Below are 15,458 nucleotides of genomic sequence, written 5' to 3' on the forward strand. Positions count from 1 at the left end.
CAAGAACCGACGTTTTTGTCTGTAACCCACCAAAAGGTAAGTATCGATGGAGCGCGAGTGGGAATGTGAGAACCCTTTACGACGGCAGGCCTGGTCTGCCGCTATAAACGCTACGCTTCGCGTTCTGGAGGGGAAGTGGAAAATTGTGATCATCAATGAGCTGATGGCCGCTAAAGGCCGGCCGCTTCGGTTCTCCGAACTGGAAAAGCTCATTCCCGATGTCACGCAGAAGATGCTCATTCAGCAGTTGAAAGGGCTTCAGCAGGATGACATCGTTCAACGCACCGTATACCCAGAGGTGCCGCCGCGGGTGGAGTACGCGCTGACGGTGCTGGGTCATGCACTCGGCCCGGCTATGACTGCCCTTATAGACTGGGCTGAGCTTCGTCACCAGCACGAGGCGAACGGGATGGAACTGTCTAGCGTTAGCGACAATGAACTTTTGGAACGCTAATCCGCCATGTGCGATTACTCAAAACGTCAGCCCGTTTCAAATCTGATCAACTGTGGTTTCCAAATGTTCGATTGGTGACTATATATATAATTGGTCACAATTTGTAAGTCCTCGATAGGGTGAGTAAGCTATTTCCATGAATCAGCCATCAATATCTTCGCCCAGCCCACGTGGCCCAGTTGATCACGACATTCGCGATCAGATTGTCGCGGCGGCCAACGAACACTTCAGTCAATACGGCTATGGCAAAACCACGGTTTCCGACCTGGCCAAGGCCATCGGGTTTTCAAAGGCCTACATCTACAAATTTTTTGATTCCAAGCAGGCGATAGGTGAAGCCATCTGCGCAAATTGTCTGGCAGAAATCGTCGTGGCTGTGGAGCAGGCTATCAACGTAGAAGACCTGTCGCCGACGGAGCGCTTTCGACGTCTGGTCAAAACGGTGATCGCCACAGGTGTGAATCTGTTCTTTAACGACCGAAAACTCTATGACATTGCAGCGTTCGCGGCGTCGGAAAGCTGGCCCAGTACGCGGGCTTATGAGGCACAGATCAAACGCTTCGTGTCGCAAATAGTGCGAGAGGGGCGAGAGATTGGCGAGTTTGAACGCAAGACTCCGCTGGACGAGACAGTAGAAGCGATACATCTCGCGTTGCGACCATTCGTCAACCCATTGCTGCTGCAATACAACCTCGATTTCGTCGAGGAGGCGCCCACGCTTACCTCCAATCTCATCTTGCGTAGCCTTATGCCTTGACCTTTGGCTAAAGGTTTACCGCATACCGGGGGGGGGCGCGACAGATCACCAAACGGCTTTTCACTTTGCCCTTCTTCCATCCGTCGAAGGGCATTTTATTTATCTGTAATGTGACTATTTACTGATTTGATCACATGAATAAATATGGTGGTCCATCGCTTCTAATGCTTCATCTCAGTGATACCCATAGAGTTCAAACAATGAAAAAAATAGTGCTCAAGACCCCATTTGGCCTTGCTGTCGTGCTCGCATCCTCAAACGTTTTTGCAAGCGGCTTCGCTCTCAATGAACAAAGCATCAGTGGGATGGGGTCCGGGTTTGCCGGTCGTTCTTCCGCCGCTGAAGATGCGAGCACAGTCTTCGGTAACCCTGCGGGCATGTCTCGCTTGAAAAGAGAGCAGGTCAGCTTGGGACGGCGACTCTTTTCGCCAAGTCCGACATAAGCCACACCCGCAGTACATTCGGCGGCCAGGAAGACGGCGACATGGTGCCAACCACCACCGTGCCTATGGGTTACTACGTCAAACCCATCGATGAGCATTGGGCGTTCGGTGTAGGTTTTTATGTACCTTTCGGTTTGATGACTGACTATGGCAGCGGTTTCGCCGGGCGCTACTACGCCAATAAAAGCGAAGTCACGACCCTTACGTTCCAGCCCACCATCAGCTATGACTTCTACGATAAAGTTTCGATCGGGTTCGGTCCGACCATCAACCGTATCAGCGGTGAGCTGTCTGGTATGGTGCCCAATCCGAGGACCGCGCATTCCTACGGGCGACAGGAAGGTGATCAGCTTCGGTGCTGGCTGGGCTCCGGCGGACAATGTCACGATCGATGTTGCCTATTCCTACCTGTGGGAGGAGAGCGTGCAGATCAACGACACCTCGCCGACCAGAGGTGCATACAGTGCCAAATATAAGAACAGTGCGAGCGGGCTCGGTACTTCTGTTAGTTACCGCTTCTAGTTGAGTGCCGTTACACGATTACTGTCCGGTCGGGAGCACGCGTTGCCTCCCGGCCTTTTTAGAATACATCTCTAGCTTTTTCCCTCAGGGAATAGGCATTTTTGTCGCTCGCCTCAGACTCCCATCACCTGTGCCATCAGGCTCTGATGAAACCGACGTGGTGTGGCCCACGTCAAGACAGTGATGGCCTTGTTGCCAAAACCTGGTACGACACTCATGCGTCCGGCTTGCAGTGCGCGGATTCCTGCACGCACGACGGGTTGAGGCTGCATCATCACCCTTTTTAAGGCCGGCGTAATCTTTTGCTTGGCGCTTTCTGCAAATCCGGTATCCGACATTCCTGGGCAAAGTGCGGTAACGACGACACCGTCATTTTTCAGTTCACGATGAAGCGCATCAGAGAAGCGAAGAGCATAGGCTTTCGCGGCAGAGTAAACGGCGAAATTCTTCACGCCCTGGAAGGACAGCAAGCTTGCGACCATCAGGATGTGGCCACGTTTGCGGGCTCGCATGTCGGCCGCGAAAAGGCGTGTCAGGGCTGTCAGGCTGGCGATATCCAAATCAATCATGGTCAGGGACTCATCCAGAGAATGATCCAGGAAAGGCCCCTGCAATCCATGACCCGCATTGTTGATGAGCACATCGATCACTATATTGCGTTCGCTGAGTCGCTCATGCAGTTCGATGATCGCCGGGATCGAGGACAGGTCTACTTGTTCGACGATCACATCGACGCCAAAACGTTCGCGCAATTGCGCCGATAGCGCTTCGAGCTTACTCAGCCTTCTTGCTACCAGGACGAGCGATTTTCCCTGTGCTGCATATTGTCGGGCAAACTCTTCGCCAAATCCGCTTGATGCGCCGGTGATGAGCACCCAGGAATTCTCGTTCGATTTCATTTCGCTGTACTCCGGTTGGTTTCTATTGAGCAATTGGTTGCTGAGCACGTCGCAACAGAACGGCCTGAGACCACTGGTCGTCAGTCGATGAGCGAATCCCGCTCTCGGGTTGGGTAGTAGCGAAGAGAGGACGTGGAGGTGCGTGCATCAAGGGCTACGTCACCTGGTTAAGTCATCGCGTCGCAACAGGTAGGACTTCAGGAGGTTGCCAGCCACCACCGAGTGACTTGAATACCGCAACCGCCGCTCGTGCCGATTCTGTTCGCGCTTGCGCCCGAGCATCGGAAGCCTGCAGCATCGTCTCGTCAGCGTGCAGGACATCGATCAGGCTGGCCGTGCCTTTCTCATAGGCAATGAACGACGATAGGCGAGCCTCAGTCAGAGACGCCTCTCCCCCGGTGAGGGTGGTTGCTTGAGCTTCCCGATTCACCAGTGAAGAGAGCGCGTTCTCGACATCTTCGGTAGCGCGCAGCACAGACTGACGGTAAGCGGCCAGGGTTTCGGCTTCCTGTCCCTTGGTTTGGTCGATTTTGGCGTTTATGCGACCGAAGTCGAAGAGCCTCCAGCGCAGTCCCAGCAGGCCCGCCGATTGGCTGGCGCCGCCGGTAAAAAGATTGCCTGCGGACACGGCCGTGGCACTGCCCAGCAATGCGCTCAGGGAGAACTTCGGGTAGTACTCAGCAATCGCCTCCCCGATGCGTGCGTTTGAGGCCGCAAGACGGCGCTCAGCCACAATGAGATCAGGCCTGCGGCGCAGCAAATCGGCCGGCGTTCCCATCGTCTTTAACTGCGGCGCTACAGGAATGCTCCCCGCACTTGCCAGTTGCGTGCGGTGAGTGCCTGGCGGCGTGCCGAGCATTACATCCAGCGCATTCATGGCAGCATCCAGACCGGTCTGCAGGACCGGCACTGTCGCTTGGACCTGCGATAGCGCCCCCTCGGTCTGGCGAACCTGATAGTTGGCGGCGAGCCCCTTGCTGTAGAGCAATTGGACTTTCTCTAGCAACGCCTGCTGCGTTTTGACTTGCCGATTCGCAATGTCCAGCCGGGTCTGCAGTCCGCGGATAGTGATGTAGATATCAGCGGTCTGCGCGGCGATGGCCAATCGTGTGGCAGCGACGCCTGCCTGGGAAGCCTGGTACTCGGCGAGAGCAGCCTCGCGTCCGCGGCGCAATCCGCCAAAGACATCTGCCTCCCAGCTGGCATCAAGGTTGGCCTCGTAGGAACTTCCGTACCGATCATAGCCAGGCGTTGAGTTCAACACCTGGCCGAGCGGCGTCTCGATTGACTGGTAGGAGCGCGCGGCCTGTCCACTGATGTTCCCTGAGGGGAGTAAAGCGGCATTTGCAGCACCTAGTCCGGCCCGCGCCTGTGTGACTCGCGCCGACGCCTGCGCCAGGTCCAGATTCTGCTCAAGTGCCTTGGAGATGAAGTCGGTTAGCACTGGATCACCAAAGCCTTCCCACCAAGCGCCAAGGCGGATCGGCGTCGCTCCAGGCCGCTGTTCGATAGAAGCCTGGCCCAAGTAACGATCCGAAAGCGGAGCGTCTGGACGATGGTAATCCGGACCGACCGCGCAACCTGCCATTAAGCCGGCGCTGAACAAAAGAGCAATTGGGCAGAGGGGAGGCATTGAGATTCCTTTAGTGCAGGATTTGTGACCATATTACGTAATGGTCACGCTCTGTCAATTGACGCTCTTTGAGTGGAGGTAGAGTTTATCCAGTTTTAATGCCGGTTTTCGCACTCGGTGTGTGAAGGAAAAGGTTTCACAGGCTGTGACCATTGACACTCGTAGTCACTAGATTGAGAATATGACGATCGTCCTATTTTAAGTAAGGGAACCTATGCGCCGGCTTCGACCTTTCCCCATTGCCGCTTGCTTGTTGCCTCTCGTCCTGACGGCATGTGGCGACTCATCCACCGTTGACGATCCACGCACGCATGCCCCTTTGGTGAGGTCCACTGTTGTTCAGACTTCGTCCGACGTCTCGCGTTCTTTCACGGGTGTCGTGGTTGCCCGCGTCCAGGGCGACCTGGGCTTTCGGGTGTCAGGCAAGATACTTGAGCGCTTGGTCGACACCGGTCAGACCGTTAAACGTGGTCAGCCACTCATGCGCCTCGACCCAATCGACCTAGGGTTGCAGGCGCGAGCACAGCAAGAGTCGGTAATAGCAGCTCGGGCCCGAGCCAAGCAGACAGCAGATGACGAGGCGCGATACCGCAGTCTGGTTGCCGCAGGCGCTATTTCTGCATCGGCCTACGACCAGATCAAAGCCGCAGCGGATACCGCAAAGGCGCAGCTTAGCGCCGCTGAAGCGCAGGCTGACGTTGCCCGTAATGCTTCTGGTTATGCGGTGCTGCTTGCGGATTCCGACGGCGTGGTGGTGGAGACGCTCGCCGAGCCCGGACAAGTTGTCAGCCCGGGACAGCCCGTGGTTCGACTGGCGCGGGCAGGGCAGCGTGAAGCCATCGTGCACCTGCCCGAGACGTTGCGCCCCGCAGCAGGATCCACTGCGCAGGCAACGCTTTATGGCAATACCACGGACGCTGTTACAGCGAAGCTGAGGCTGCTGTCTGACTCGGCCGACCGCATGACACGCACCTTCGAGGCGCGGTATGTGCTTGAGGGCGCGCTGGCCAATGCACCGATAGGTTCGACCGTCACGCTTCGGATCGCTGAAGGCACCACGCAAGGGCAGGGGCTGCAAGTACCGATCGCGGCCGTTTATGACCCAGGCCAAGGCACTGGCGTGTGGGTCATCGCCGGTACACCGGCGAAGGTGGCCTGGCGACCTGTACAAGTCCTGGGCTTGAGCGACGACACAGTGCGAGTCGCGGGCGACCTCAAAGTCGGCGAGCAGATCGTAGCGTTAGGCGCACATCTGTTGCGCGAAGGTGAAGAGGTGAGATTGCCTCAACAGGATGACGAAAAAATTGCCGGGGGGCGTCCATGAGCGAGGGTCGCTTCAATCTTTCCGCGATCGCCGTTCGTGAGCGATCTATTACGGTGTTTCTGATCTTCCTGATTGCCGTTGCAGGCACCCTGGCGTTCTTCCAGTTGGGGCGTGCGGAAGATCCTCCGTTTACGGTCAAGCAGTTGACGGTCATTACCGCGTGGCCGGGCGCCACGGCGCAGGAGATGCAGGATCAGGTAGCAGAGCCACTTGAAAAACGCCTGCAAGAACTGAAATGGTACGACCGCACGGAAACCTATACCCGTCCTGGCCTCGCTTTCACGATGGTGTCACTGCTCGATAGTACGCCGCCCTCGCAAGTGCAGGAGGAGTTCTATCAGGCGCGTAAAAAGCTTGACGACGAGGCCAGGAAGCTGCCGGCTGGTGTTATCGGGCCAATGGTCAACGACGAGTTTTCGGACGTGACATTTGCGCTTTTCGCCCTAAAAGCCAAAGGCGAGCCGCAGCGACTGTTGGTGCGTGATGCAGAGTCGTTGCGCCAACAACTGTTGCATGTGCCGGGCGTGAAGAAGGTCAACATTATTGGGGAGCAGCCCGAACGTATCTTTGTTTCCTTTTCGCATGATCGGTTGGCCACCTTGGGCGTATCTCCTCAGGACATCTTTGCCGCGCTGAATAATCAAAACGTGCTCACGCCCGCCGGTTCGATCGAAACCGATGGACCGCAGGTCTTCCTCCGGCTGGATGGCGCCTTCGATAAGGTGCAGAAGATTCGTGACACACCCATTTCGGTTCAGGGGCGCACGCTCAAACTCTCTGACGTGGCGACGATCGAACGTGGTTATGAAGATCCCGCAACCTTTCTCGTGCGCAATAACGGTGAAGAGGCCTTGTTGCTGGGGATCGTGATGCGTGAGGGCTGGAACGGTCTTGACCTCGGCAAGGCGTTGGACGCGGAGACGGTCAAGATAAATGAAGGCATGCCTTTGGGCATGACGCTCTCCAAGGTCACCGATCAATCTGTAAATATCAGTTCGGCCGTCGGCGAGTTCATGGTCAAATTTTTCGTCGCGCTGCTTGTGGTGATGCTTGTCTGCTTTCTCAGCATGGGCTGGCGTGTAGGCGTTGTGGTCGCTGCGGCTGTGCCGTTGACGTTGGCTGTGGTGTTTGTGGTGATGGCGGCCACTGGAAAGAACTTTGACCGTATCACCCTTGGCTCGTTGATTCTGGCGCTCGGACTGCTGGTGGACGACGCCATCATTGCTATCGAAATGATGGTGGTGAAAATGGAAGAGGGCTACGACCGCATCAAAGCTTCCGCGTACGCCTGGAGTCATACAGCCGCGCCGATGCTTTCCGGTACGCTGGTGACCGCTATCGGTTTTATGCCCAACGGCTTCGCGCAGTCGACAGCCGGCGAGTACACCAGCAACATGTTCTGGATCGTGGGCATTGCCCTGATTGCCTCCTGGGTGGTTGCGGTTGCTTTTACCCCGTACCTGGGTGTGAAGATGTTGCCGAACATCAAGAAGGTCGAGGGTGGTCACGCGGCCATCTACAACACCCCTAACTACAACCGCTTCCGCCAGGTTTTGACGCGAGTAATCGCTCGCAAATGGCTGGTGGCCGGCACTGTTATCGCTTCGTTTGTCGTGGCGATCCTCGGCATGAACCTGGTCAAGAAGCAGTTCTTCCCTACCTCGGACCGTCCAGAGGTATTGATTGAAGTGCAAATGCCTTATGGAGCCTCCATTGAGCAGACCAGCGCGACCACCGCCAAGATAGAGACCTGGCTGCAAAAGCAGGATGAGGCAAAGATCGTCACGGCCTATATCGGGCAAGGTGCGCCGCGCTTCTATCTAGCGATGGCGCCGGAACTCCCTGATCCGTCGTTCGCGAAAATTGTGGTGCTGACGGACAGCCAGGAGGAGCGCGAGACCCTCAAGTTCCGTATCCGCGAAGCGGCGGCTGAGGGACTTGCCCCAGAAGCGCGTGTCAGGGTGACTCAGCTTGTTTTTGGGCCGTACTCGCCATTCCCTGTTGCCTACCGGGTGATGGGACCTGATCCGTCAAAGTTGCGCGAGATTGCGGCTCAGGTACAGGACGTGTTGCAGTCGAGCCCGATGATGAGAACCGTCAACACCGATTGGGGACCGCTAACGCCGACGCTGCATTTCGCTCTGGATCAGGATCGCTTGGAGGCGGTGGGGTTGACGTCAAACTCAGTCGCGCAGCAACTGCAGTTCCTGCTGGCCGGAGTACCGATCACCGCGGTTCGTGAGGACATTCGCTCGGTGCAGGTGGTTGGTCGCGCAGCGGGTGATATCCGGCTCGATCCCGCCAAGATAGAAGGTTTTACGCTGGTAGGCACGGCGGGTCAGCGGATTCCGCTGTCTCAGGTGGGAGAGGTCGATGTTCGTATGGAGGATCCGATCCTCCGACGTCGTGACCGCACGCCGACCATTACCGTGCGCGGCGACATTGCCGAAGGCTTGCAGCCACCGGACGTCTCGAACGTGATCATGAAGGAGCTGCAGCCGGTCATAGGCAAGCTGCCTGGCGGGTACCGGATTGAGCAGGCGGGTGCAATCGAGGAGTCGGGCAAGGCCGGTAAAGCGATGTTGCCGTTATTCCCGATCATGATTGCCATGACGCTGCTGGTCATCATTCTGCAGGTCCGTTCGATCTCGGCGATGATCATGGTGTTCCTCACCTCGCCACTGGGGTTGATTGGTGTGGTGCCGACACTGCTTATCTTCCAGCAGCCGTTTGGTATCAACGCTCTGGTCGGTCTAATCGCCCTTTCGGGCATTCTGATGCGCAATACGCTGATTCTGATTGGGCAGATCCATCACAACGCGCAAGAAGGACTGGATCCGTTCCATGCGGTGATCGAAGCCACCGTACAACGTGCCCGCCCGGTGCTGCTGACAGCGCTGGCGGCAATCCTGGCGTTCATCCCCCTGACACACTCCGTCTTCTGGGGGACGCTGGCCTACACACTGATCGGAGGCACGTTCGTCGGAACCATCATGACGCTGGTGTTCCTGCCAGCGATGTACTCCATCTGGTTCAAGATCCGTCCTGACAATACGGGTCAAACTGAAACAGCGAATAAGCAAGCAAGCCTAGTGGATAGGACGCCACCCCGTCCTCTCGCCGTTCACCTCACCACAAAGCTTTAGCCATAGGCCATAGCTTGCTGCTTTTAGTGGGCGTCGGTTGAAAAATGAAGAGGGTTCAATGATTAATCTCGAAGGTCAAAAGCGAATCGTAGTCGCGGGCGTCGGAATTGTCGGGCCTCTGGGGTGCGGAGTAGAAGAAGTCTGGAAGAGACTGCTGGCTGGGCGTTCTGGCATTCGTAACCTGCCCGACGATATTACTGAGGGTACGGGCGTTGCAGTAGGCGGCCAGGTACCCACCAGGTGCAGCGACACCGCCACCCAGCTTCACGACACGGCCGGTGGACTTGCAACGCTTGGCGATCAATGCCCCCCACTGCAAGATCTGCTTCACGTTTTCCAGGCTGATGACGCGAGGTTTTTTCTTGCCGACCCACTTCACGCCGATCCACGACATATTGCGGATCTCGCGTTTGTGCGGCTGCCCGCTGGCGGCTTGGCTGTGGTGCGTGCAGTCAGGTGACATGTAGAACCAGCCAACGGTCTTGCCGCCACACTCGGTGTCCGGATCACCATCGAACACGTCGGTCGTGTAATGCACGGCGCCCGGGTGATTCACGGTGTGCATGTTGATCGCGCTGGCGCTGTGGTTCTTCGCGACATTCACCGCGCGACCCAGGCCCCTTTCTTGTCCGGTACCGGCACCGCCACCACCGCAGAAGAAATCGACTACGATTTCATCATCCTGAGTGCTTAAGCCAAGTCCGTATTGAGTTTTGAAATCGAAGGGGTGTTTCTTCTGTTGTGCGGACATAGACGTATCCTCGCCGTTGTATTGCAACGTGATTTTTTGAAAAGGAGATTCGTAAATGGGTGTATTCAGCGATGCACAGGCACAGCTTTCCGAATTGCTCGGAGTGGCTCAGCCACTGGATAGCGGAAATGGAGTTCGATTCAGGACAGGATCGACAAGGTTCGCCACCCTTTACTCTCGCAACCTCGCTTCAGGGAATTTGGCAGAGATTGCGTTCGAAGTTAAAAATCTAGCCGCAAAAGCTGAGCAGTCAGAAGACTCAATGGCTTCACTTGTTGAAAGGCTGCGTCTTGAAACCGGCCAACCGGTAAACATTGATCCTCAACACAAATGGCCGAGAGTCGGGCTATCGAAGAAAGAGCATGTGGATATCGTGATCTCTGCTATTTCTTCGATCCTCCACAAAGAACGCTAAAGGGCCAGGCGTTTCGCCGGCTAGCGTGGTTTGTTGAAGTGGGGTATTTGTGTTCGGCCCGGCATGGAGCCGGAAATGGAGGAGGCTATGAGTCTGTATCTGTACCTAAACGAGCATTGGCATGCAGAGACATGGATAAATGGGGGGGAAGTACCGATCAATCCGGCCAGTTTCTACAGGCGTATAGAAAGGGGCGGAATATTTACGCCAGACGAAAATCTCATTCATAAGTCTGAAGTTGATCTGACTACTCTCGGACCTTTTTTGAAGGTTGGGCCAGGCTCGATAATCAAAGATTTTACTTTCGTGGGGTGCGTGGTTGACGACGAGCCGTTTCCTGACATAACAAATGCAGATTATTACGAAAATGACGGCCTTATTCTTTCATTCAGCAGCAGGCTCACAGGTGTTCTTGCGCGAAAAATGAAGAAGAAAGCGTGCATTAAAATCGTAGACATGGACCTTTTGAAGAGACATCTAGACGATCAACTTGGAGTGGTTTCAGAGGCAGGCCCCTGCAAATACACATCCGGCCATCAGCGGAATCATTTTCTGAAATCAGATCTTGATGAGTGGCAAGCTGAGTATCGGCTCTTCTGGCCTGTAGACAAGAAAGCGGAGGTTTTTGTACCTGCAGGAACCGCACAGCTTATCTGTACCTGGTGATCGCTCAGCTCAATGGGTGAGAGTGGGTCAGGCGAAGATGTCGATCTGTGCGGCCTTGCACTCGCTTTCGCCGTGCGGCAGGCGCGCGAGCTCTTGTCTTGCGGCAACCACTTCACCGGTGTGGCGACCATGCTCGGTATCGATGCTTACCGTTGAACCGTCTGGTCGGCGAATCGTGCGTTCGCCGCGCGGGCCTCGCTCAATGGCGTAGCCCAGTCGCCGCCATAGCCCGTTGGGGCTTTCGAATTGAGGGGTCACAGCTCTCTCCAGTCAGGCGCCGCCCTCCGTGACCGGATGCGACAGTGGCAATTTGGGGTGTGCTGGGGTACTACGGGTGACCGGTATGGAGCCGGAAGCCAGCGGCAATTCCTGCACTGCCTCCGCAAGCAAGGCAGCTGCCAGCGCCGCCGCTGTGCTTGCCGACGTGTTCAAGCGCGCTGACAAGCGAGCGGGCGACCTGGCTGCAATTGCTGACCAGGCCAGAGCAAGGGGAATGACGTGTGAGCAAGCCTATGATGGCCTCGGGAGGCAGGAGCAACGCCGCGCAAGATAATGCGCGGCGTTGTAGGGGCTACGGATGGAGTGTTACGGATTGAAAATGTCAGGAGCGTTTGTTTTCGCCCAAGATGAAAACTCTTCGCTCATTTTCTCGCTGGCATATTCCGAGTAGTGGAAGAACTGGTCTCTAAAGATCGGCATGCCATCAAGAATCATCGAGCATTTCCCTGTTTTACAGAACAGTTCGTTTTGGTCGAAGAATTTCACTTGTGGATGCAGACGCAATATTTCATCCATCAGAGGCTTGAAGCTTTTATCAATCGCCTCTTTTTTCTCGATTCCGGTTGAGCACGAAGCGCTCAAGCCTGACGATATCGGACGAGTAAAGCACTTCTTGATGTCGTAATCGAATGTCATGTGAGGGATGAAAATAATTACTTTAATATTTTGCTTCAACAGGTAATCCACCCGCTTTTCAACACTGGTTATGTAGTCGCTGTACGGTGCTTTGATGAGCCCGCCGATAATGGCGTACTTGACAGTCCCCGCGTTTTTCACCACATCAAAAATAAACTTCTCTTGGCGGTCAGGCCGGTAGCCCGTGCATGGGTCCTTGCCACCAAGGATTGTTTTGTCAGAGTAATCTGGCGAACCAACGCCACAAGTTCCCAGGGAGAGGACTGTGTTTTTTTCAAAGTCCTTGTTGTGCGCCAGACCAGGGTAGAGATGGTTTACATAGCTGCTGCCGAACAACAGCAAGGTAGGATCGGCGTCTTTGTTAGTAGCGCAGAACCACCAGTCAAAGTCCTTCTTTTCCTCGTACGGATATTTTTGCAAGCACAGCTCATTGGTGGCGTATTTCCAGAGCGGGCCGGAGAACTGGGAAAGCGCCTTGTTCATGCTTTGAATGCTCGAACGATTGGGCAAACCTTGCAGTTTGTAGGTGACAAATCCCGTGAGCCCCACTGCTACCATGGCAACGGTCAGAATGGCGGTTGTGTACTTGTTGCGGTTGTTGCGGATTGGCTTCTCGATAACCTTAAAGGTGATCCACGCCAGGGCAAACGACAGGAGCACCATTGCAATTCGGATGTTGCGTGACGGCATATCGCCTTCAATGATTCGGGCGAAAGTCAGCAGCGGCCAGTGCCACAGGTACAGTGGGAAGCTGATCAGGCCGACCCACACCATCACTTTGTTGGAAAGTATCGAGCGATTGAGGTACGACCGCGTGCCGGCGGCGATGATCAACGAGGTACCGACCGTTGGGAGAATTGCGCGCCACCCGGGAAATTGGTCGTCCTTGGTGATGGTTGCCAGGCCGTAGGCAATGAGGCCAAACCCGATAAAGGACAGGACGTTTCTGATTGTTTGGCCGCTCTCTACCGGAACCGGCTTGTGAATGATCTTGGCTAAAAATTGGTCAACTGCCTCAAAGGCTTGATCAAATGCCGAGATTTTATAGAGCGACAGGTAGGCCAGCACGGAGCCGATCAACAGTTCCCAACAACGGGTCTGAGGCATATAGAAGGTGAACGTAGGGTTTTCCCTGATGTTCTCCATGTTCAGGGTGAACGACGCGCCGAGCAACAACACCGCGATGGTCAGCAGGTTTAACTGTTTTTTCCAAGCGGCCCACATGATCACCGGCCAGAAGATGTAGTACTGCTCTTCAATGCCCAATGACCATAGATGCAGGAACGGCTTTATCTCGGCCGACGTGTCGAAGTACCCGCTTTCGTTCCACAGAACCAGGTTGGATATAAAGGCGGAGCCGCCAGCAATGTGTTTGCCGAGCTGCTGGAACTCATCGGTGAACAGTGTCAGCCAACCGAATGCATAGCTGGCGATCATCACGGTCAGCAAGGCCGGGAATATGCGGTTGACGCGCCGAGCGTAGAAATCCGGAATGCTGAACGACCCGCGCGCCAAGCCTTCAAGCAGGATGGTGGTGATCAGGTACCCGGAAATCACGAAGAAAATATCCACGCCGATGAAGCCGCCAGTCACCCATGCCGGGAAGGCGTGAAAGCCGACCACGGACAGGACGGCGATTGCTCGCAGGCCATCAATGTCCGGCCGGTACTTCGTACTGTGAATATCTTGGGTCAATAGCGGGCTGGCCGGCTCGGCAAGAGACGTCATTGTCGGTTTTGCTCCATGTTTATTTAATTAACTCTTCGTTCTTGTCGATGGCTTCCAGGGCGCCGCGCACGTTGTCGGCAACATCGGCCGCACCGCGCTGCTCGACCCAGTTCGAAAGCTGCATGATGGCGGCTTCCAAGGCGAGCTGATTTTCATTGATCTTGAATAGCAGGGACGGGAGCAGATCAGAATTTGGCATCGTGAATCCTCCGTGGAGATTTCAGCGTAGCAGTCGTCAATGTAGGGGAGATTGGAAGTAGCTGTTCGGCAGGACGCCGAGGAGGGGGGGGTAATATGGCGAGCGTGACTTTTGCGTGACTTTCTCACGCACTTGTAAGCTCTTATGGGCATTCGATTGCGCAAAACTACCTTGTGATTTCGCTAATATTCAGGTCCGGAACCGCTTCGGTAGTGGCTGCGCCGAAGTCTGTTTCGGCTCCAGTCAAATGCGATGGGCGCAAATATTGCTCGCAGATGACCTCGTGCGCAGAGGCCAAAAACTTTCTGCGTAATTGCCCAGGAATGGAAATGGACGGCGACAACGACGGAGTACCCTGTGAGGCGCAGTGGTGCCAGTGACTATTCGCCGTTCACCGGCAAGCTAGTAGGTGGATTGTGGAATTCTGATGGAGGGCGTAAGGCACGTTTGAAGGTGAGGTACGTTTTATTGGTTCAACTCGCCAGTTGCGTTACACACACTCTCCCCAGAGGTGACTGTTGGTATGAAGAGGTTCGGGGGAACGCAGCGCCCATCGGACGACAGTTGCCACCATGGCGATGCTGAGAGCTCAGTCCTCGGGATCTTCCTCTTCTTCAGGCTCACACCTGGCAATCAGTTCGGCAATGGTTTCAGCTATGAAGTCCGCATTTGCGGTGATCACGGCCAGATGATCCTCAATACGGATGGACACTTCCGTGGATCCGCGTTGTTTGATCCAAATGCCTATTTCTTCAATGGCGCAACCCAAGGCCATGATGTTCTGATTGAGTCGGCTGAGTAGGGCGGGGGTAGGATCGTCTGGTAGGGGCATGGCCGCTTCTCCTGTGTCTAAGAAAAGCGTAGCAGGTGGCAAAAAGCCCGGCGCTGGGCCGGGTAAGCGCCACCTCTTCATGGTCCCTGGTGGTAGCGGTTGCGATGGTCTATGCCTGAATTCCGATCTCACCCTGTGCAGCTTGTAACGCTCGCTCCTCGGTCAGCGGCATTAAAGTTGGCTGTGTATTGCTGGCGTGCAAGTAAAGAAAGAAGTGCCCTGAATCGTCTAACAATACCCGGTACAGTTTTGATGGCCGAAAGTTGTTACCGATATAAATACTTTCCTTGAGGATCTCGAAAGACTTGATCCCATGCTGTTGCATTGTAGTTTCAAAGGCTTCGTAAAGAGTTTCTCTGCGACGTCGATTGTTTCGAGCATTCAGCTTGAAAAAAACCACCATCAGCACGGCATAGCTGATAAGGAGTATCACAAGGGCGCTAGTGCGCATGTGTGGAGCTCCATGTCCTCTCAATCGTTCTTCATTTCAGTGTAGGCGCGTTCCTGGTGTTTATCGCCGAATGACAAGTGTCGCGACATTGGAGTCAGCATGACGAACGCAACCCGCTTGCGCCACGCGCTCGGCATCACCGATGTACATGCACTTTTATAAAGCGCCATGCGTAACAACGCACCAGTCGGAAGCGTCGCAAAGCGCTTTCGCCTGCGGTTGCTCCAGCGTCTCGAACGGTTGCCCTTGACCATTCGCCTTCCCTGGAAGTCGGCTCACACTTGCCGAAACGCGCCTGGACAGCAGTCGCCGTGACAATCCCC

Annotated in this window: 17 protein-coding genes and 3 pseudogenes; 11 read left to right on the plus strand and 9 right to left on the minus strand. The window is 55.4% G+C overall.

Going from position 1 to position 15,458, the window contains the following annotated elements:
• Window positions 1-46 precede the first annotated feature (46 nt).
• The 4 genes and pseudogenes from AC3IT9_RS10915 (at window position 47) to AC3IT9_RS10930 (ending at window position 2,176) form a co-directional block, all read left to right on the plus strand.
• The gene (locus AC3IT9_RS10915; protein WP_489273016.1) at window positions 47-454 is read left to right on the plus strand and encodes a winged helix-turn-helix transcriptional regulator; all 408 of its coding nucleotides are present in this window, start codon (window positions 47-49) and stop codon (window positions 452-454) included.
• 136 nt (window positions 455-590) lie between these two features.
• Complete coding sequence (locus tag AC3IT9_RS10920; RefSeq protein ID WP_489273018.1) at window positions 591-1,211, plus strand: TetR/AcrR family transcriptional regulator; 621 nt, start codon at window positions 591-593, stop codon at window positions 1,209-1,211.
• A 200-nt stretch (window positions 1,212-1,411) separates the two neighbouring features.
• Window positions 1,412-1,899 (plus strand): annotated as a pseudogene (locus tag AC3IT9_RS10925) (OmpP1/FadL family transporter); the annotation flags it as partial.
• Window positions 1,880-2,176, plus strand: coding sequence for an outer membrane protein transport protein (locus AC3IT9_RS10930; RefSeq protein ID WP_489273502.1), 297 nt, complete (start codon window positions 1,880-1,882; stop codon window positions 2,174-2,176). The pseudogene AC3IT9_RS10925 and the gene AC3IT9_RS10930, both read left to right, overlap by 20 nt.
• A gap of 113 nt (window positions 2,177-2,289) precedes the next feature.
• Here the strand turns inward: AC3IT9_RS10930 and AC3IT9_RS10935 are convergent, their stop codons facing one another.
• Both AC3IT9_RS10935 and AC3IT9_RS10940 read right to left on the minus strand, forming a co-directional pair.
• A complete protein-coding gene (locus AC3IT9_RS10935; protein ID WP_489273020.1) occupies window positions 2,290-3,075 on the minus strand; it encodes an SDR family NAD(P)-dependent oxidoreductase in 786 nt (261 codons plus the stop codon).
• A 172-nt stretch (window positions 3,076-3,247) separates the two neighbouring features.
• Complete coding sequence (locus AC3IT9_RS10940; RefSeq protein WP_489273021.1) at window positions 3,248-4,708, minus strand: efflux transporter outer membrane subunit; 1,461 nt, start codon at window positions 4,706-4,708, stop codon at window positions 3,248-3,250.
• 214 nt (window positions 4,709-4,922) lie between these two features.
• Here AC3IT9_RS10940 and AC3IT9_RS10945 point away from each other — a divergent pair, with 214 nt between their 5' ends.
• The 3 genes and pseudogenes from AC3IT9_RS10945 to AC3IT9_RS10955 all read left to right on the plus strand — a co-directional run.
• Window positions 4,923-6,032: an efflux RND transporter periplasmic adaptor subunit gene (locus tag AC3IT9_RS10945; protein ID WP_489273022.1), complete on the plus strand. Its 1,110-nt coding sequence runs from the start codon at window positions 4,923-4,925 to the stop codon at window positions 6,030-6,032.
• The gene (locus tag AC3IT9_RS10950; RefSeq protein ID WP_489273023.1) at window positions 6,029-9,178 is read left to right on the plus strand and encodes an efflux RND transporter permease subunit; all 3,150 of its coding nucleotides are present in this window, start codon (window positions 6,029-6,031) and stop codon (window positions 9,176-9,178) included. The genes AC3IT9_RS10945 and AC3IT9_RS10950 overlap by 4 nt, the downstream gene beginning before the upstream one ends.
• 58 nt (window positions 9,179-9,236) lie before the next feature.
• Window positions 9,237-9,416 (plus strand): annotated as a pseudogene (locus tag AC3IT9_RS10955) (beta-ketoacyl synthase N-terminal-like domain-containing protein); the annotation flags it as partial.
• Here AC3IT9_RS10955 and AC3IT9_RS10960 read toward each other — a convergent pair.
• A pseudogene (locus tag AC3IT9_RS10960) lies at window positions 9,414-9,929 on the minus strand (DNA cytosine methyltransferase); the annotation flags it as partial. The pseudogenes AC3IT9_RS10955 and AC3IT9_RS10960 overlap by 3 nt on opposite strands.
• 55 nt (window positions 9,930-9,984) lie before the next feature.
• On the opposite strand from AC3IT9_RS10960, the gene AC3IT9_RS10965 reads away from it, so the two are divergent.
• On the plus strand, window positions 9,985-10,344 hold the full coding sequence (locus AC3IT9_RS10965; protein WP_489273024.1) for a hypothetical protein: 360 nt from the start codon (window positions 9,985-9,987) through the stop codon (window positions 10,342-10,344).
• Between the two features lie 87 nt (window positions 10,345-10,431).
• Window positions 10,432-11,010: a hypothetical protein gene (locus AC3IT9_RS10970; protein WP_489273025.1), complete on the plus strand. Its 579-nt coding sequence runs from the start codon at window positions 10,432-10,434 to the stop codon at window positions 11,008-11,010.
• 27 nt (window positions 11,011-11,037) lie between these two features.
• On the opposite strand, the gene AC3IT9_RS10975 is transcribed toward AC3IT9_RS10970, so the two are convergent.
• Window positions 11,038-11,268, minus strand: coding sequence for a hypothetical protein (locus tag AC3IT9_RS10975; protein ID WP_489273026.1), 231 nt, complete (start codon window positions 11,266-11,268; stop codon window positions 11,038-11,040).
• A 166-nt stretch (window positions 11,269-11,434) separates the two neighbouring features.
• Between AC3IT9_RS10975 and AC3IT9_RS10980 the strand changes: the two genes are divergently transcribed.
• Window positions 11,435-11,563, plus strand: a complete 129-nt coding sequence (locus tag AC3IT9_RS10980) for a DUF2514 family protein (RefSeq protein ID WP_489273503.1) — start codon at window positions 11,435-11,437, stop codon at window positions 11,561-11,563.
• Between the two features lie 32 nt (window positions 11,564-11,595).
• Here AC3IT9_RS10980 and AC3IT9_RS10985 read toward each other — a convergent pair whose 3' ends face one another.
• Entirely contained in the window at window positions 11,596-13,653 is a 2,058-nt protein-coding gene (locus tag AC3IT9_RS10985) for an acyltransferase family protein (protein ID WP_489273027.1), read from the minus strand.
• Window positions 13,654-13,672: 19 nt separating this feature from the next.
• A complete protein-coding gene (locus tag AC3IT9_RS10990) occupies window positions 13,673-13,852 on the minus strand; it encodes a hypothetical protein (protein WP_489273028.1) in 180 nt (59 codons plus the stop codon).
• A gap of 173 nt (window positions 13,853-14,025) precedes the next feature.
• On the opposite strand from AC3IT9_RS10990, the gene AC3IT9_RS10995 reads away from it, so the two are divergent.
• Entirely contained in the window at window positions 14,026-14,232 is a 207-nt protein-coding gene (locus AC3IT9_RS10995) for an excalibur calcium-binding domain-containing protein (RefSeq protein ID WP_489273030.1), read from the plus strand.
• A gap of 209 nt (window positions 14,233-14,441) precedes the next feature.
• On the opposite strand, the gene AC3IT9_RS11000 is transcribed toward AC3IT9_RS10995, so the two are convergent.
• The 3 genes from AC3IT9_RS11000 to AC3IT9_RS11010 form a co-directional block, all read right to left on the minus strand.
• Window positions 14,442-14,684 (minus strand): hypothetical protein, encoded by a 243-nt coding sequence (locus AC3IT9_RS11000; protein ID WP_151213052.1) that lies wholly within the window; start codon window positions 14,682-14,684, stop codon window positions 14,442-14,444.
• A gap of 109 nt (window positions 14,685-14,793) precedes the next feature.
• The gene (locus AC3IT9_RS11005) at window positions 14,794-15,135 is read right to left on the minus strand and encodes a hypothetical protein (protein WP_489273031.1); all 342 of its coding nucleotides are present in this window, start codon (window positions 15,133-15,135) and stop codon (window positions 14,794-14,796) included.
• A 20-nt stretch (window positions 15,136-15,155) separates the two neighbouring features.
• Window positions 15,156-15,389 (minus strand): hypothetical protein, encoded by a 234-nt coding sequence (locus AC3IT9_RS11010; protein WP_489273033.1) that lies wholly within the window; start codon window positions 15,387-15,389, stop codon window positions 15,156-15,158.
• Between the last annotated feature and the right edge of the window lie 69 nt (window positions 15,390-15,458).

It is taken from the genome of Pseudomonas sp. KH_046_1, assembly GCF_057839025.1.

Bases quoted from the DNA above. Each gene is read 5' to 3' on its own strand.
- AC3IT9_RS10915 (WP_489273016.1), top strand. From the start codon at position 47: ATGGAGCGCGAGTGGGAATGTGAGAACCCTTTACGACGGCAGGCCTGG.
- AC3IT9_RS10985 (WP_489273027.1), bottom strand. From the start codon at position 13,653: ATGACGTCTCTTGCCGAGCCGGCCAGCCCGCTATTGACCCAAGATATT.
- AC3IT9_RS11000 (WP_151213052.1), bottom strand. From the start codon at position 14,684: ATGCCCCTACCAGACGATCCTACCCCCGCCCTACTCAGCCGACTCAAT.
- AC3IT9_RS10930 (WP_489273502.1), top strand. From the start codon at position 1,880: ATGACTTCTACGATAAAGTTTCGATCGGGTTCGGTCCGACCATCAACC.
- AC3IT9_RS10935 (WP_489273020.1), bottom strand. From the start codon at position 3,075: ATGAAATCGAACGAGAATTCCTGGGTGCTCATCACCGGCGCATCAAGC.
- AC3IT9_RS10950 (WP_489273023.1), top strand. From the start codon at position 6,029: ATGAGCGAGGGTCGCTTCAATCTTTCCGCGATCGCCGTTCGTGAGCGA.
- AC3IT9_RS10940 (WP_489273021.1), bottom strand. From the start codon at position 4,708: ATGCCTCCCCTCTGCCCAATTGCTCTTTTGTTCAGCGCCGGCTTAATG.
- AC3IT9_RS10965 (WP_489273024.1), top strand. From the start codon at position 9,985: ATGGGTGTATTCAGCGATGCACAGGCACAGCTTTCCGAATTGCTCGGA.
- AC3IT9_RS10920 (WP_489273018.1), top strand. From the start codon at position 591: ATGAATCAGCCATCAATATCTTCGCCCAGCCCACGTGGCCCAGTTGAT.
- AC3IT9_RS10945 (WP_489273022.1), top strand. From the start codon at position 4,923: ATGCGCCGGCTTCGACCTTTCCCCATTGCCGCTTGCTTGTTGCCTCTC.
- AC3IT9_RS11010 (WP_489273033.1), bottom strand. From the start codon at position 15,389: ATGGTCAAGGGCAACCGTTCGAGACGCTGGAGCAACCGCAGGCGAAAG.
- AC3IT9_RS11005 (WP_489273031.1), bottom strand. From the start codon at position 15,135: ATGCGCACTAGCGCCCTTGTGATACTCCTTATCAGCTATGCCGTGCTG.
- AC3IT9_RS10990 (WP_489273028.1), bottom strand. From the start codon at position 13,852: ATGCCAAATTCTGATCTGCTCCCGTCCCTGCTATTCAAGATCAATGAA.
- AC3IT9_RS10970 (WP_489273025.1), top strand. From the start codon at position 10,432: ATGAGTCTGTATCTGTACCTAAACGAGCATTGGCATGCAGAGACATGG.